The organism is Pseudoalteromonas sp. SG43-6 (assembly GCF_014164365.1).
Taxonomy (GTDB): domain Bacteria; phylum Pseudomonadota; class Gammaproteobacteria; order Enterobacterales; family Alteromonadaceae; genus Pseudoalteromonas; species Pseudoalteromonas rhizosphaerae.
In genome coordinates, this window is the sequence record NZ_JACJEZ010000009.1 from 42189 (window position 1) to 55239 (window position 13051).

At 40.4% G+C, this 13051-nt stretch carries 11 protein-coding genes; 7 read left to right on the forward strand and 4 right to left on the reverse strand.

The window, feature by feature from the left end:
* Window positions 1-46: 46 nt before the first annotated feature.
* The 3 genes from H5201_RS05690 to H5201_RS05700 are packed head-to-tail and all read left to right on the forward strand — an operon-like array spanning window position 47 to window position 2520.
* On the forward strand, window positions 47-868 hold the full coding sequence (locus tag H5201_RS05690) for a protein-glutamate O-methyltransferase CheR (RefSeq protein ID WP_182718551.1): 822 nt from the start codon (window positions 47-49) through the stop codon (window positions 866-868).
* On the forward strand, window positions 861-1478 hold the full coding sequence (gene cheD, locus H5201_RS05695) for a chemoreceptor glutamine deamidase CheD (protein ID WP_182718552.1): 618 nt from the start codon (window positions 861-863) through the stop codon (window positions 1476-1478). The genes H5201_RS05690 and cheD overlap by 8 nt, the downstream gene beginning before the upstream one ends.
* A gap of 10 nt (window positions 1479-1488) precedes the next feature.
* Entirely contained in the window at window positions 1489-2520 is a 1032-nt protein-coding gene (locus H5201_RS05700; protein WP_182783897.1) for a chemotaxis response regulator protein-glutamate methylesterase, read from the forward strand.
* Between the two features lie 64 nt (window positions 2521-2584).
* On the opposite strand, the gene H5201_RS05705 is transcribed toward H5201_RS05700, so the two are convergent.
* Window positions 2585-3616 (reverse strand): polysaccharide deacetylase family protein, encoded by a 1032-nt coding sequence (locus H5201_RS05705; protein WP_182739921.1) that lies wholly within the window; start codon window positions 3614-3616, stop codon window positions 2585-2587.
* Here H5201_RS05705 and dinF point away from each other — a divergent pair.
* From dinF to H5201_RS05720, 3 genes are all read left to right on the forward strand, one after another.
* Window positions 3593-4927: an MATE family efflux transporter DinF gene (dinF, locus tag H5201_RS05710; protein ID WP_149980434.1), complete on the forward strand. Its 1335-nt coding sequence runs from the start codon at window positions 3593-3595 to the stop codon at window positions 4925-4927. The two genes, H5201_RS05705 and dinF, sit on opposite strands and share 24 nt — an antisense overlap.
* A 116-nt stretch (window positions 4928-5043) precedes the next feature.
* Entirely contained in the window at window positions 5044-5658 is a 615-nt protein-coding gene (locus tag H5201_RS05715; RefSeq protein WP_145237840.1) for a trimeric intracellular cation channel family protein, read from the forward strand.
* A gap of 33 nt (window positions 5659-5691) precedes the next feature.
* A complete protein-coding gene (locus H5201_RS05720; RefSeq protein ID WP_182718556.1) occupies window positions 5692-7206 on the forward strand; it encodes a YifB family Mg chelatase-like AAA ATPase in 1515 nt (504 codons plus the stop codon).
* 13 nt (window positions 7207-7219) lie between these two features.
* Here the strand turns inward: H5201_RS05720 and H5201_RS05725 are convergent, their stop codons facing one another.
* Entirely contained in the window at window positions 7220-7927 is a 708-nt protein-coding gene (locus tag H5201_RS05725; protein ID WP_149980436.1) for a response regulator transcription factor, read from the reverse strand.
* 155 nt (window positions 7928-8082) lie between these two features.
* Window positions 8083-10578 carry a S9 family peptidase gene (locus H5201_RS05730; RefSeq protein ID WP_182783899.1) on the reverse strand — a complete coding sequence of 832 codons (2496 nt, stop codon included), beginning with the start codon at window positions 10576-10578 and terminating at the stop codon, window positions 8083-8085.
* Between the two features lie 156 nt (window positions 10579-10734).
* Between H5201_RS05730 and H5201_RS05735 the strand changes: the two genes are divergently transcribed.
* Complete coding sequence (locus H5201_RS05735; RefSeq protein ID WP_182783935.1) at window positions 10735-11811, forward strand: CNNM domain-containing protein; 1077 nt, start codon at window positions 10735-10737, stop codon at window positions 11809-11811.
* On the opposite strand, the gene H5201_RS05740 is transcribed toward H5201_RS05735, so the two are convergent.
* A complete protein-coding gene (locus H5201_RS05740; RefSeq protein ID WP_149980438.1) occupies window positions 11808-13028 on the reverse strand; it encodes an EAL domain-containing protein in 1221 nt (406 codons plus the stop codon). The genes H5201_RS05735 and H5201_RS05740 overlap by 4 nt on opposite strands.
* Between the last annotated feature and the right edge of the window lie 23 nt (window positions 13029-13051).

A 13051-nucleotide genomic window follows, 5' to 3' on the forward strand; every position in this document is an offset into this window, starting at 1 on the left:
TTAATATTCAATCGCAGCTCAGTCACGCCTATTGCGAGTAATTGTAATGAAAGAGTTTTTACTAACCGACCATGATTTCAAGCAAATAGCTGCAATAGTTTATGACGCGTGTGGCATTGTATTAGGTGATCATAAACGAGAAATGGTCTATTCACGTCTTGCTCGTCGGCTCAGAACATTGCAGCTGACAAATTTTAAACAGTATTTAGCTTATTTAGAGGCACATAAAGAGCAAGAATTTAGTGATTTTATCAATGCAATAACAACTAATCTGACTTCTTTTTTTCGTGAATCACATCATTTTGATTATTTGCAATCCCATGTAATACCAAAGTTATTAGTGACAAATAAAAGTACTCGGCGAGTTCGGATATGGTCTGCAGGTTGTTCAACTGGGGAAGAACCCTATTCTTTAGCTATGACCTTACATGGGTTATTTCCAGCCGATTGGGATGTGAAAATTTTAGCCACTGATTTGGATTCAAACGTATTAGCTAAAGCACAATCAGGTACCTACACTGCGGCTAATGTGAATGGACTTGAACAACATCAATTACAGCGCTGGTTTTTAAAAACTAAAGATGGTGAGTTATTCAAAGTTAAACCTGAATTACAGCAAAAAATTCATTTTAAGCGGTTGAATTTATTACAAGACTGGCCAATGAAAGGGCCTTTTGATGTGATCTTTTGTCGTAATGTGGTGATTTATTTTGATAAAGAAACAAAAGATCAGCTATTCCACCGTTATTGTCATATTTTAGCTGATCATGGATACCTATTATTAGGTCATTCTGAAACCATGGGAAAGGAGCATAGTGAGTTTAAAAACTTAGGTAAAACTATGTATCAGAAGGTGATTTATGGATAGTCATTTTAAGCCAGTATTACATGGCTTTGAGCATATTAAGCGGTTTTGGGACTCAGGTCAGCGGCAAGTTATTGCTAAAGTATTGCCCGGTGAATTTTACGTGTCAAAAAACGATGAGATGATTTCCACTGTGCTAGGTTCATGTATTGCAGCTTGCATTTATGATGACAAGCTTGGTGTGGGTGGCATGAATCACTTTATGTTACCGATTGAAAAAGGCGCAGAGCCAACTAGTGCGCATAACTTAAATTGTCGTTATGGTAACTGGGCGATGGAGTTTTTAATTAATGAAGTACTTAAAAATGGCGCCTCTAGGCAAAATCTAAAAATAAAACTGTTTGGCGGCGGTAAAATTATTCGCTCGATGACAGATATTGGCCTTGGTAATATTCGCTTTGCTTATTCTTATGTGCAAGAAGAAGGGCTAGAATTAGTGTCTCATGATGTGGGGGGGCCTTGGCCGCGTAAGGTCAATTTTAACCCTCAAACAGGCAAAGCACAGGTTAAAAAATTGCGCGACATGCACACTGATGTGATTGAAAAACGCGAAGTCCGTTATTTACACGATATTGAAGAACAAGATTCTAAAACCGATATTGAGTTATTTTAAGGGGTAAAAAATGGTCAAGGTGTTAGTGATTGATGACTCGCCATTGATTCGACGAGTATTGACGGAGGTACTACACCAGGCTGATGATATTCAGGTCGTAGGGTGTGCAGAAGACCCTTATCAAGCACGAGAAATGATTAAACAGCTTAATCCCGATGTGCTGACTTTAGATATTGAAATGCCGAAAATGGATGGCATTAGTTTTTTGAAAAACCTAATGCGTCTACGGCCTATGCCTGTGGTAATGATATCAACGCTCACCCAAAAAGGTTCACCGATGACTTTGGAGGCGCTGGAATTAGGGGCAGTTGATTTTATAGCTAAGCCGACAGTCAATGTATCTGAGCAATTAAGCCAGTATGCTAAATTAGTGCAACAAAAGGTCCTTACGGCAGCGGCTGCACGAGTACGGCCTTTTAAATTAAGCCAAGTACAACCTATCGAAACGTTAAGTAATGCACAGTTTAGTATCAATAAGGTTTTGGCGATTGGAGCTTCAACAGGAGGAACAGAGGCGATTAAAGAGGTGCTAATAAGAATGCCAGAAAACTGCCCTCCGATCGTTATCACGCAGCATATTCCACCTGTGTTTAGTAGTTCATTTGCTTTGCGCATGGATAGGACATGTACTATTAATGTCAAAGAGGCGCAGCAAGGCGATAAGTTAAAAGCTGGCTGGGCGTTTATCGCCCCGGGTGGTCAACACTTAAGCGTTATACAGCAAGGAGGCAGCTTATATTGTCAGCTTGATGAGAGCGAGCCGGTTAACCGTCATCGTCCTGCGGTTGATGTATTGTTTAACTCGCTGGTTAAAGTGTGCCCTAAAAATACCATCGCAGCTTTATTAACGGGTATGGGGAGCGATGGTGCGCAAGGTTTACTGGCGCTAAAACAGCATGGTGCTTATACCGTAGCGCAAGATGAACTATCGTCAGTGGTATGGGGCATGCCTAAAGCCGCTGTAGAGATCGGAGCAGCTTTAGCGGTGGTCTCGCTTGATAAAGTGACGCAGCATCTACTAAACCAAGCAATGAAAAAGTAGTCACCTTATAAACTTGAGCTGATTATCCCGGGCTCAGGTTGATAATTATCAAGGGATTATATTTTTACTGCACAATTACCCACGGTTGTGAAAACCAATAATAGCTATTCTTATGAGCAATTGATGGCGCTGTGCAGTTAAATCGTGATCGCCCTTGAGCTAAATTTTTCGGTGAATTTATGGTCACAGTATCAGCTGCTGACCAGTCTAGTTTTGCCTGACCGATGCCCGATACATAACAAGCTAGCTGACTTTTATGAAAGTCTCCCATATTAAATTTAATGCTGATCTGAGGTGGATTTTGGCTGGTCACGCTATCAATATAAGTAAGCTCTTGGATTGAAAATGCGCGAGAGTTTAGTTTGGTCACTAGCGTATCAAGCTTGCTATAAAACCCAGAAGCCGGAAAGCGTGGTAAACGGCTAAAATCAGAATCTTTGTTGATGGCACCAGAGTGTTGGCCAATACCAATAAAGCCCAACTCTTTCACTAAACTTTGTAATTGGTTATTAAACTCGCCATATGGATATGCTAAGTATTTATAGTCATGGCCAATTTCTTCTTTGATCCGTTGTTGTGATGACAAAATATCTTGCTTAATACGCGCCTGCCATTGTTGGGGTGTTTCATCGGCTAATTTACGATGTAGGTAATCATGTTGTGCGCTGTGATTGCTGATCAGAGCACCTTTTTTGGCAAGTTCTCTGAGTTTATTCCAGCCCATTACATAGCCTTTACCTTCATCAATCAATTTTGGATTAACGAAAATCGTATAGGGGTAAGCAAACTTTTCTAATATCGGCGCTGCTTGTTCATAATTATTGTTGTAACCATCATCAAAGGTAATAGCGACGGTTTTATCTGGTAAACTTTGGCCTTGTTGTAAAGCAGATAGTAATTCATTCAGTGGCACTACGTTAAAGTCATGCTGTTTTAGATAGTTTAAATGCTCAGTGAAGGTTTCTGCACTGACACTGGTGACTGCTGGCAGGGTCTCACTGACATGGTGATACTGTAAAATAACTGCGCTGTGAGCAGGTAAAGATAGACAAAAGAGGATCGATAGCAGACTGTGAAAAAATTTCTTAATCGTCATAAAGCACACCATAAAAGCTTGCTGTTGTTAGCTGGTCCAATGATATTATCAAATATAACCGTGCCACTGTTAGGAATAGTTGATACTGCAGTAATAGGGCATCTTGGTAGTGCTCATTTTCTTGCCGGAATTGCCTTGGGCGCCACGGTAATTTCATTGCTATTTTGGTTGGCGGGCTTTTTACGCATGAGTACCACAGGGCTGGTTGCGCAAGCTTATGGCAAGAAAGATTATCCTCAATTAGCCGGATTATTAAAGCGCAGTTTAGTATTAGCGCTTATCGTGGCATTTTCTTTAATTGCTTTATCGCCACTTATTAAAAATGCCATAGCTTACCTTTCTGGTTCCAGTGCGCAGGTGCTCGCACAAGCTTATAGTTATTTTGAAATTCGTATTTTTAGTGCACCAGCGGCATTATGTAACTTGGTATTATTAGCTTGGATGTTAGGGATTCATTACGGTAAAGGGCCTTTTTATTTATTACTAGTTACTAATATCACCAACATTGTTTTAGATATTTATTTTGTTGTGTACTTAGATTGGCAAGTCGCCGGAGCTGCTTGGGCATCGTTGATTGCCGATTATACCGCGCTATTATTTGCGTTATTCTTGGTTTTTAGGTTGGCGAAAAAAATGACTGTGCCGCTATTTTTAGGTGGGTGGTTTAGCCGAGATAAAATGTGGGCGTTATTAAGTCTTAACCGTGATATTTTTATTCGCTCCTTAATTTTACAACTGTGTTTTAGCTTTATGACCTTCTATGGTGCACGCATTGGCGAGGTAACGCTTGCGGTAAATGCTGTATTACTGAACTTTTTAATGCTAGTGAGCTTTGCTCTTGATGGTATTGCCTATGCAAGTGAAGCAAAAGTTGGCCAAGCAAAAGGTCAACATAGCGTACGACGTATAAACTTATGGGTAAAAATAAGCGTATTTTGGGGAGTGCTATTTGCTTTTTGTTATAGCGTGTTTTTTGCATTGTTTGGTTCGCAAATTATTACCTTATTAACAGATATTCCTGAAGTGATCAAAGCCGCCTATGAATACTTACCATGGTTGATTTTTATGCCATTAGCGGCAATGAGTTGCTTTTTGTTTGATGGTATTTTTGTTGGCCTAACCAGAGCTCAAGATATGCGAAATACTATGCTAATTTCAGCATTAGTTGGGTTCTTTGGCGTGTTTTGGGTGTTTAATGCTTGGCAAAATCATGCGCTTTGGTTAGCAATGACCTGCTTTATGCTACTGCGTGGTGTTACATTGATCGTACGCTATAAGCAGTTGCAGACAGCGCAGCAGTTACTGAATTAATAGAAATAGCAATAAATCTAAAGTTCACTTATAACTTTGGATTTATTGTGCTAAAACGGCGTCGTTAAGCACTGTTTATTTTAACTTCGATTCGCATCTTGGGATGGCTTGGATATATGACTGAACTTTATCATTGGTTTGATTTAATTGGCATCGCCGTATTTGCCATGTCAGGCACTTTAATTGCCTATGATAAAAAAATGGATGGCTTTGGAGTCGTGGTACTGGCGACGGTCACCGCGATAGGTGGTGGCACAATTCGAGATTTGATTTTAGATGTTCCGGTATTTTGGTTACACGACCAAAGTTATTTTATCGCGATATTTGCGTCTGTCTTTGTTACCACGCGATTGATCAATAAGCAAAAATCAATTCCTTTATATCATTTACAAGTTGCAGATGCGTTTGGTTTAGCGTTCTTTGCTGTAATGGGGGCGCAAAAAGCATTGCTCGCGGGGATGCCAGCTACAACCGCAATTATTATGGGAGTGATCACCGGTTGCTTTGGCGGAGTAACGCGAGATGTGTTGGCAGGCAATATTCCTATGCTATTAAAAGGTGAGCTATATGCAATTACTTGTATTGCTGGTGGTATTGTTTATACCCAAGCAATTGTATTGAACATTGAGACAGAGATAGCGATGGTGTTAGCGATGTTAACCACCTTGCTGTTACGCCTTGCAGCAATGAAATGGCAACTAACACTACATATTTTTAAATATCCTGACTAGACTGTAAAGAACAGAACGTTACAGGGACAAAGGATGTCATTAGCTCGAATTTATTCTCGTGCCCAAGTGGGTATTCAAGCACCTGAAGTGATCGTTGAGGTGCATCTAGGTAATGGTTTACCAGCATTTCATATTGTAGGTTTGCCCGAAGCCTCAGTAAAAGAAGCCAAAGATCGTGTACGCAGCGCATTAGAAAACTCTAAATTTGGTTTTCCAGACCAACGCATTACAGTCAATTTAGCACCTGCTGATTTACCCAAAGAGGGGGGGCGTTTTGATTTAGCGATTGCGGTTGGTATTCTCATCGCTTCAGAGCAAATTGTTTGCACTGATATTGAACGCTATGAATTTTATGGTGAGCTGGCACTGAATGGCGAAGTGCGTGGCGTGAATGCAATACTCCCATCAGTTTTAGCAGCTAAAGCACAAGGGCGTTGTTGTTTTTTACCTTTAGTAAATGACAGTTTAGCGAGTTTAGTAAATGGCGTTGAGCGCAAAGCGGTCTCTTCTATCCAAGAAGTATGGAGTGATTTACTCAATCAGCAGCCTTTACCTCTTAATATTAGCTACCCAGAACAGCAACATAGCGGTGTTGAATTCTTAATTGATTTAAGTGATGTAAAAGGCCAGCCGGGCGCGAAAAGGGTGTTAGAAATCGCTGCGGCGGGTGGCCATAATTTACTTTTTTTGGGGCCACCTGGTACGGGGAAGTCAATGCTCGCGCAACGTATGCCGACTATTATGCCGGGCATGTCTGATGATGAGGCACTTTCCACCGCAGCGTTGTATTCAATTATTGGCCAAAGTGTCGATCTAACTAACTGGCGCAAGCGACCATTTCGTAATCCTCATCACACATGCTCCGCTGTGGCGCTAGTCGGAGGCTCTTCAAACCCAAAACCAGGGGAGATTTCACTGGCACATAATGGCGTATTATTTCTTGACGAACTACCTGAGTTTGAACGTAAGGTGCTTGACTCATTACGCGAGCCAATGGAGACAGGCACTGTAACGATTTCAAGAGCGGCAAGGCAAATGGAGTTTCCTGCACAGTTTCAATTAATTGCGGCTCTTAATCCAAGTCCTACGGGTTGCCATAATGATAAGCGCGCGACTCCGGATCAAGTTATGCGTTATTTATCGCGAGTGTCAGGACCATTTATTGACCGTATTGATTTACAAATAGAGCTACCACGTTTAAACAGTGCGCAATTGCAAAGCACTCAAGAAGAACAAAGTAGTGCGACTGTGCGCACGCGGGTGGAGGCGGCATATAATCTGCAATTGCGTCGCCAAGGTAAAGTCAATGCGCGACTTAATAATAAAGAAATGAGTGTGTATTGCGCGCTTGCAGCGCCAGAGTTACAGTTTTTAGCTAAAGCCAGTGAAAAGCTATCATTATCGCCACGCTCTTATCATCGAGTGATCAAAGTAGCGCGAACTATTAGTGATCTAAAAGGGCAAGATAATATTAGTTTAGATGAACTAAAAGAGGCACTCAATTATCGTGCATTTGAACGTTTGTTATCACAATTAACCCAGTATTAGTGGTTAGATTGCATTAAATTGACAGCATGTAGCCTTTACCGCGTACCGTAACGATGCGTTTTTGGTCTTTTTCATCGCTCAGTTTTTTACGTAAGCGACCAATTAAAACATCAACAGTTCTGTCATTTGGACTCCAATCTGGCTGGCCAATTTCTTCTGATATTTTTTCACGAGACGTGGCTTTTCCTGCGTTTGAGATCAAACAAATTAACACTTTATGTTCCGCTTCAGTGAGCCTAGATTCAATGCCATTAGCAGTGATTAAAGTGCGGTTGTCTGGATGCAGTTTGAAGTCAGCATATTCAATAAATTCTTCGCTTTCATCGCTACTGTTATTATTGCTTTTTAAGCGCTTATAAAGTGCTCTTATACGCAGTTCAAGCTCTAATAAATCAACAGGTTTACAAATATAGTCATCAGCGCCTTGAGCAAGTCCGGCAATACGATCGGCTTGAGAATCTCGGCTTGAAAGCATGATCACACCAATGTCTGTGAGGGTGTTGAGTTCTTTTGCTAAATGTAAGCCATCACGTTTAGGTAATACTATGTCAATAATTGCTAATGATATGGCATCATAATTATTAGCGCGAGATTGCACTATAGCTAAGGCATCAGCGCCAGTTGCATCATTCTCAATGCAAAATTCAGTCTCTGCAAAATGATTGATTATGCGTTTAACTAATAGTTCGTCATCTTCAACCAATAAAACATGAATAGTCATAGTATCTTAATTACCTTTAATGATGCCTCTATGTTATCACTCATTCGTAAAAGGTGAGAAGGGCGATTTTTAGTATTTATGCACTATTTAGGTGATTATTTAATTATTATCAACAGGTAAACATACTAGGCTTACCTGTTGAACGGTATGCAAAGCTACTTTTCAGGGTATAAGTACTGCCACCACTGCGGTTGCTCTTTTAAATGCTTATCGAAGTAGGCAAGCATAGTATCCCACCAGTTAAAGCGTTGATCGCGAGCAAAAATTTGATGGTCCGCTCCTTTATATTCAATAAGATCAACATCTTTGCCAAGTAGTTTCAGCGCAGTGTACATAGTGTGACTTTCGCCTACTGGTACATTGGTATCAGCATCACCATGTAATAGCAGTAGCGGTGTAGTTACTTTGTCTGCGTGGAAAACCGGACTGTGTTGGCTGTATAGTTCACTATTATTCCAAGGGTAGCTGTTTTTAGAAGCTTCGCCAGAATATAAATAGCCCCACCAACCATGACCCCAATACGAGGTAATATTAGAAATCCCCGCGTGTGCGATTGAGGCACTAAACATGTCTGTTTTAGTGGTCAGTAACATAGTCATAAAGCCACCGTATGATGCGCCTAAATTACCTAAACGATTTTTATCAATAAATGGATACTGTTTTAATAGTGCTTGGGTACCTTGCATAATATCGTCAGCAGTATATTGACCCCACGCATTCACATGCTTAGCAGAGAACTGTTGGCCAAATCCAGTTGCACCGGTCGGTTGCACTACATAAACCACATAGCCATGCTCTGCCCATAAATTGAAAGGATAACGCCCAGTAAAACCACGAGTAACCGGAGATGTACCGCCATAGTAATATACTAATGCTGGGTAGTGTTTGTTCTTATCAAGATTGCTTGGAAAGTAAACACGACCTTTAATTTCAACACCTGCGGTATTGATGAAGTTAAATTCATCTAAGCTGGCTATATCGGTATTTGCATACGCTTGTGGTTTAGAATCCCACAATGTGGTTGCGGTGTTTTTATTAATACTTAACTGTTTTAATTGCTGTGGAGATGATGCATTAGAGCCGCTAACTAAAATAGCTGGGCTGCGGTTGTTTGAATAACTGAATTGTTCAACTACATCAAAACCTGTTTTGAGTTTGCTAAAGCGTTGTTTGCTTTTATCGTACAGGTATAAAGCAATCGTATCTTGCTCAGTGACTTTAACGAGGGCATCGCCATTAGCGAGTACTTCAAGTTGACCAATGGCAGGATCAAATTCACGACTTAATGGTGCTGCATTTTTACCATGATCAGTTAATAGGTAAAGCTGTCCATCATAGTTGTTGGCAAGCATATTCTCAGGTAGGTTTCTGCCTAAACCATCTTTAAAATCAGGACCCGCAGTGACATAAATGTCATCACCTGTGTATTTAGCTTGATTAAACGTAGTAAACTGACCAATAACTGTGTTGCTCGCATTGGCAATATTCAGTTCCACTAACTCTGTGGTGGGGTGAGTCGACGCTTGCATTACTTGCACACCACGACTCAGTAATACCGTACCACGTTTGCTATTAAAATCTTCAATACTGTGACTAAGTGGTCCTTGGCTCAATGCTTTACTCAGGCCTGTACTTATATCTAATAAGTAAGCTTGTGAGGTTGTGCGGGCATATGACCAGCGATCTTGTAAACCTTGGTAGTGTTTAGTTAGGCTGTTATCAGCTGCTGGTGATTTGGACCAGCTGAAGATTAAGCTGTTGTTATCGTAATAAGCAAAGTCACCCGCGCCCTCTAGGTTGTTGGCAATCACTTTAAGATTAAGGGTTTTGCGGTTTAATTGCTTTAATTTTCCATCTAATAGATAGACTAAATAATTGTTATCAGGGCTCCAAATAATGTTACTCGGTTGACCCGACTCAAAACGGTAAACTATTTGATTATCATCATTTTTTAGCTCAGTGATCACATTTGCTTGATTACCCGTGCTATCTTGATAATGGCGTTTTGCCACTAAATAGTGTTTGGCATCAGGTGCTAAAGATAGTGAACTGACCGTTGTGGCATCAAACAGTTGCTTGGCAGATAAACCATGTTGCTCTTTATTGCTAAAAGTTAATCGATCAATTGCTGCTTTAGGCTCGAAATCAACGTCAACATCGTGCCAATTAGCAACTTGTTCAGCAATAATCACTATTTGGTGATCGCCTTGCGGTAATGCCAGTTCATAGCTTTCTTTTGTGGCTGTTTGTTTTTCACCATTGATAAACAACTGCGCTTTTTCGATACCTTTAAGTGTCAATGTGCCTTGGCTAAAGCGCTCAGCATGAGTGGTAAACTTTAATGCTTGTAGACCGCCGAGGGTTAATGCATTTACTTTATCTAAGGTTTGCCATTTTAATTTTTCGCCAAATACCGTAATGCTTGTTGTTGGTTGTTGAATGCTAGGTAATAGGGCGTTAATAATCGCATCTTGATGCTCAGTTTGGTATGGCTTTAGCTGCATGTCGGCTGCAATTGGGCCAATAAACTTAATATCTGCTTTATCTAATGGTGCAGCCACTAGAGCGCTACTTAACGTGCTTAAAGTTAACACCGCGAGTGTGGTTGTTAGGCGAGGTGTTTTTCCGCGCCATAGTGAACTAAAATTCATTATTGAGCCTGATGTAGGGAATTTAATTTAATATAGCATGTGGTTGTGATGTCAAAAAGTGCTCTGCGATGGATTCCATTGCTCAGCAGTATAAGGTTTGAGGTTAGGGCTGACACTTGGTAAGGTGTTGAGCAATTGAGTAGCGTAGAGGTAACAGTGACATTATTAATCGTTTACATGGTAGCGGCGATTACGATTTCTTTTTTATGTTCGATTATGGAAGCCGTATTATTGAGTATAACGTCTAGCTATGTTGCAGTATTACGTAAAAAAAAGCCTAAACTAGCCAAGCGTTTCGAGCACTTGAAAACCAATGTTGATCAGCCTTTAGCTGCTATTTTAACCTTAAATACGGTTGCCCATACTGCTGGAGCTGCCGGTGTAGGGGCACAAGCTGCCGTAGTTTTTTCTGATGCGGCGGTGGGAATTGCTTCGGCGATAATGACTTTGTTAGTATTAGTGTTGTCGGAAATCATTCCAAAAACTCTGGGCGCAAAGCATTGGCGAACGCTTGCTCCTATGGTGACCAAAGCATTACAGTATTTAGTTATCGCACTCAAACCTTTTGTGTGGCTTGCTGAAAAACTCACCGGTATGTTGGGTCGTAATTACAACGAAGAGTACTATATTCGCCAAGAAATTGAAGCCATGGCTGATATGGGATCGCAATCAGGTGCCTTACATCAGGAAGAGTCTGAAATCATCCGTAGTTTATTGCATTTTCGTCACGCCAAATTAGATGCGTTAATTACCCCGCGTACCGTTTTGTTTAAAGTACATAAAGATTTAACCGTAAATCAATATTTGGCTGAGCATGGTTCAGCGTCGTTTTCTCGGGTGTTGGTATATGATAAAAATGGTGATGATATTATCGGTTTTGTGCATAAAAACGATATTATGCTGGCGTATCATAGGTTGGGTGAAAACTATAAAATCAGTAAGTTGATAAAACCTATTTATACTGTGCCAGAGACTTTATATGTACCTACTTTATTGCATACTTTGCTAGCTGAGCGTACTCATATTTGTTTAGTGATAGATGAATATGGTGATGTGCAGGGGATTGTGACACTCGAAGATATGATCGAAGCGTTAATGGGCTTTGAAATAGTCGATGAGCATGATCAATCAGCTAATATGCAGGCAGTTGCTAAGCAACGCTGGCGTCAGCGCTTGGAAAGTAGCAATAAATTGTTAAGTGCTGAGAATACCATGGCGAAACGAAAAAATTAACGTCGGCTATGACTATTTAATGAAACCATATGTAGCCATGATTGCGCCCAACGAATAAATTCAGTTTTGCCTTTTGGGCGACTGATCAAAAAGCCCTGCATTAAGATGTGCTCTTTAAAACGATCTAAGTATTCAAGCTCTTCAACGCGCTCAATGCCTTCAGCGACAATTGTTAAGTCATCTTGAATGGCTATATTTACTAAGCTACTAACAATGACTTGAGAAAATAAATCACTTTCAATATTACTGATCAAGGTACGATCTATTTTCACCTCAGTAAAAGGCAATGTTTTTAATTGCTGTACATTGGTAAAGCCGGTGCCAAAATCATCAAGAGAAATGCCAAAACCGCGCATTCGTAAACGGTTTAGAGTTTCTAGCTGTGCAGAACTGGATAAAGCATGCTGTTCTGTGATCTCTAAAATAATCTCACTTGGGGTCAGTTGATTAAGATGTAAAATTAAAGCCAGCTTATCCGGGCAGCTTAAATCTTCTAGCTGGCAGGGGGACAAATTAAAAGCCAGTTTAAGTTTGTAGCCTAAACGAGTTTTTATTTCTGAGAAATCGCCTGTTGCCTTTTCAAACAACTGAAACGTGATCAGATTAATTAAATCTAAATCTTCAGCAACACAAATAAACCGTTCAGGTAAAAATATAGCACCTTGTGCTGCGGTCACAATTCTGGCTAATACTTCTACGCTTTCAACTTTATTATTAGTACGGTTTATTTTTGGTTGATAAAACGGCGTTATCTCATTATGGCTTATCGCATGCAGTAATTGCGTTTCAGAAATTGGTTCTGTGGGCTTTTCAGTATGACAAGCTAAATACTCTAGTTTTTGTAGCAGTGTATAAACTTGGTTGAGTTGTACTGGTTTGGCGATATTACCAATTAAATGTACGTTGTTTTTACGCGCTAAATCAGCCGCTAAATCAATGATTTTTGAATTCATTTCAGAAATAATGACAATTGCCCCAGGGTAATGTAACTCGCCAAGGTGACGAATAAGCTCCATGCCATCCATGTTCGGCATATTCAGATCAGTAAATACGGCATCAAAAGCATATGGATGCGCTTTTACTTTATTGAGGGCATCTTGCGCATCTAAACAGGTTGTTACATTGGGCACATCAAGCTCATTTAAGATAGCCTGCATCACTACTAAAATAGCTTTTGAATCATCAACGACCAAAATGCTGCGTGCTAGCTTTGTCATTTTCTTCCCTGAAATAAAATTTA

Excerpts from the sequence above, each read along its gene's own strand:
- H5201_RS05705 (WP_182739921.1), bottom strand. The coding sequence starts at position 3,616 with ATGACGATTAAGAAATTTTTTCACAGTCTGCTATCGATCCTCTTTTGT.
- H5201_RS05720 (WP_182718556.1), top strand. The coding sequence starts at position 5,692 with ATGTCATTAGCTCGAATTTATTCTCGTGCCCAAGTGGGTATTCAAGCA.
- H5201_RS05690 (WP_182718551.1), top strand. The coding sequence starts at position 47 with ATGAAAGAGTTTTTACTAACCGACCATGATTTCAAGCAAATAGCTGCA.
- cheD (WP_182718552.1), top strand. The coding sequence starts at position 861 with ATGGATAGTCATTTTAAGCCAGTATTACATGGCTTTGAGCATATTAAG.
- H5201_RS05730 (WP_182783899.1), bottom strand. The coding sequence starts at position 10,578 with ATGAATTTTAGTTCACTATGGCGCGGAAAAACACCTCGCCTAACAACC.
- H5201_RS05715 (WP_145237840.1), top strand. The coding sequence starts at position 5,044 with ATGACTGAACTTTATCATTGGTTTGATTTAATTGGCATCGCCGTATTT.
- H5201_RS05725 (WP_149980436.1), bottom strand. The coding sequence starts at position 7,927 with ATGACTATTCATGTTTTATTGGTTGAAGATGACGAACTATTAGTTAAA.
- H5201_RS05700 (WP_182783897.1), top strand. The coding sequence starts at position 1,489 with ATGGTCAAGGTGTTAGTGATTGATGACTCGCCATTGATTCGACGAGTA.
- H5201_RS05740 (WP_149980438.1), bottom strand. The coding sequence starts at position 13,028 with ATGACAAAGCTAGCACGCAGCATTTTGGTCGTTGATGATTCAAAAGCT.